General features: G+C 64.9%; 1 protein-coding gene and 1 tRNA gene. One reads left to right on the top strand and one right to left on the bottom strand.

Translation table 11 applies throughout. The features are described 5' to 3' along the window. Nucleotides 1-193: 193 nt before the first annotated feature. Nucleotides 194-269: transfer RNA gene (locus EOA28_RS32025), tRNA-Trp, on the top strand. 52 nt (nt 270-321) lie between these two features. Here EOA28_RS32025 and EOA28_RS32020 read toward each other — a convergent pair. Continuing rightward, on the bottom strand, nt 322-2616 hold the full coding sequence (locus EOA28_RS32020; RefSeq protein ID WP_128315671.1) for a xanthine dehydrogenase family protein molybdopterin-binding subunit: 2295 nt from the start codon (nt 2614-2616) through the stop codon (nt 322-324).

The raw sequence follows: 2616 nt of genomic DNA, 5'->3' as shown, positions 1-2616 counted from the left end.
GGGGTGTGCCGGGCGGGCCATACAAGCCGCCGGCCGGAAAATCCTAGGCCCAGGCGCGTTTTCAGGGAACGCAATCCGTCGCCGACGGAAATGCGATGGAGAAATCCGGCAAAGCTTCGAAAACGGCAGGTCAGTGCTCTTTACAGAGGGCCCGGAAGCTTTTAGGAAGCGCCTGCGCCGAACAAGCGCATGCACGGGCATAGCTCAGTTGGTAGAGCGGCGGTCTCCAAAACCGCAGGTCGTAGGTTCGAGCCCTGCTGCCCGTGCCATTTCCTCAAAAGGAATCGTCTCGCTTTCGTTTAGGTTCCGGACGGAACCGCCTCATCCTTTTGCTTGAGTTGTATCGGCGGCCAGCTTGTCGAGGGTGATAGGCAGGTCGCGTACGCGAATACCGGTGGCGTTGAACACGGCGTTGGCAACGGCCGCGGCCACTCCGGTCGTACCGATCTCGCCGATGCCACGCGCCCCCATGGGCGTGCGCGGGTCGGGGACATCCGTCCACAGCACATCGATCTCCGGCACGTCCAGATGCACCGGCACATGATAATCGGCCAGCGACGTGCTCATGATCCGGCCGCTCCGCTCGTCCAGCAGCGTTTCTTCCGTCAGCGCCATTCCCAGTCCCATGATCATGCCGCCCTTGAACTGGCTGGTGGCGGTTTTCGCGTTGAGGATGCGCCCGCAATCGAAGGCGCCGACCAGGCGATCGATCCGGATTTCCCCGGTAACCTCGCTCACGCGCAGCTGACAGAAGATGGCCGACGTGCTGTGCATCGAGAATTTGAGCATCTCCAGCGGCGCGCCGCTTTCGCCCGTGACGCTGATCTCGTCGCGCCCGGAGCGGCGAAAGATCGAAGCGAAGCTCTCGTACCGCGAAGGGTCGTCGACGCTGCGCAGCCCGCTGTCGGCGAATTCGACCTCGCCCACCCTGAGCCCCGCCAGCGGTGTGTCGTTGCCGGCGAGGCGCAACAGCTCGGCTGCAAGCTTGCCGCTCGCTGCACTGATAGCCGCGCCGAGCGAGGCTGTCTGGGACGATCCGCCGGCGAAGCTGGCGAAGGGCAGGCTGGAGTCGCCGATAGTCACCGACACACTGTCGAGCGGCAGCCCGAACCGGTCCGCGGCGTGCTGGCGCTGCACGGTCGCGGTCCCCATTCCCATCTCTTGCGCGGCACTTGCGACATGCGCGCGACCGCCAGCGTCGAGGGTGATGCGCGCGGACGTGCCGGGCATGCGGGCGAAAGGGAAGGTTCCGCCCGCGCAGCCCATGCCGATCAGCCATTCCCCTTGGCGCCGTGCACGAGGCGCGGAGGCGCGCAGCACCCAACCAATACGCTCGGCACCCATGTCGTACGCGGTCATCACGGCGCTCTGCGAATGGGGAGCGCCGCTGATCGGATCACAGGAAGCGACGTTGCGACGCCGCAACTCGATCGGGTCCATCCCGAGCTCATGAGCGAGTTCGTCCATCGCGCATTCGATCGCGAAAGTTCCCGGAGCCTCTCCGGGAGCACGCATGAAAGAGTTGGCCACGAGGTCGAGATCGACATGGTGCTGAACGATGTCGAAGCTTCCGGACGCATAGAGCGATCGCCCGGTGAGGCTGAAGCCTTCGTCGCATATGCTGTGCTTCGGCTTGGTGGCATAGCCATGGTGCAACAGGGCGGTGAGTTTTCCATCGGCACCGGCCCCCAGCGCGACGCGCTGCTCGGTCTGGGTGCGGCCGCCGACAAGACGGTGCATGCTCGCCCGCGAAAGCCTGACTCGCACCGGTCGCCCGGCGAGCTTCGCCGCGGCGGCGCCGAGGATCTGATGATCCCACATTCCCTTTGCGCCGAAGCCACCTCCGACGAAGGGTGAACTGACGAAGACATCCGCCTCTTTCAGCCCGAACACCTTCGCCAGGGACCCCGCCGTTGCGTGGATCATCTGCGTCGTGTCGTGAACGATCAGCCTTCCGTCCTGCCAGGCGATCGTAGCGGCGTGCGGTTCGATCGGATTGTGGCTCTGCCACGGCGTCCTGTAGACCGCATCGACCTTGTACGCCGCTTCGGCCAGCTTCTTTGAAGCGTTTCCCTTGTCGACCCGGTTGCGTTCGATCAGGATCGAGTCCGGCGTGCTTGCAACTTTCTTGCCGTCCTCGAACCGCGTGCGTGACGGCTGGGCTTCGTAACGAATCCGGACCAGCGTGGCGGCATGTTCGGCCTGTTCCCGGGTTTCGGCCAGAATGACGGCCACCGCCTGTCCGTTCCACCGGATTTCGGCGTCCTGCATCACCGGAAGCGTGTGGTTGCCTGCCGCCTTCAGATTGGTGATGCCGATCGCGGGAGGCACCGACATTTTCGGCGCATTGCGGTAGGTCATCACCAGCTCGACCCCCGGCGCGGCTTCAGCGACGGAAACATCGAGCTCGATGATCTTGCCGCGCGCTATGGTGGAATGGACAAAGGCGGCATGGAGCAGGTTCTCCATCGGCACCTCGGCTGCGAAGCGCGCCGCGCCGCGCACCTTGTCGGGACCGTCGACGCGTGGCTGCTGGGTTCCCAGCGTCGCGCGCTTCTCAATGATCGGATCCGGCGTGCCGCCGGGCAGCCAGCTTGCGGGAACGCGGCCCAGCAC

Origin of the sequence: Mesorhizobium sp. M2A.F.Ca.ET.067.02.1.1 (genome assembly GCF_004023285.1) — a bacterium.
Classification (GTDB): Bacteria; Pseudomonadota; Alphaproteobacteria; order Rhizobiales; family Rhizobiaceae; genus Mesorhizobium.
Note: the sequence above shows the minus strand (reverse complement) of the source record. Positions and strands in the feature narration are given on the sequence as shown.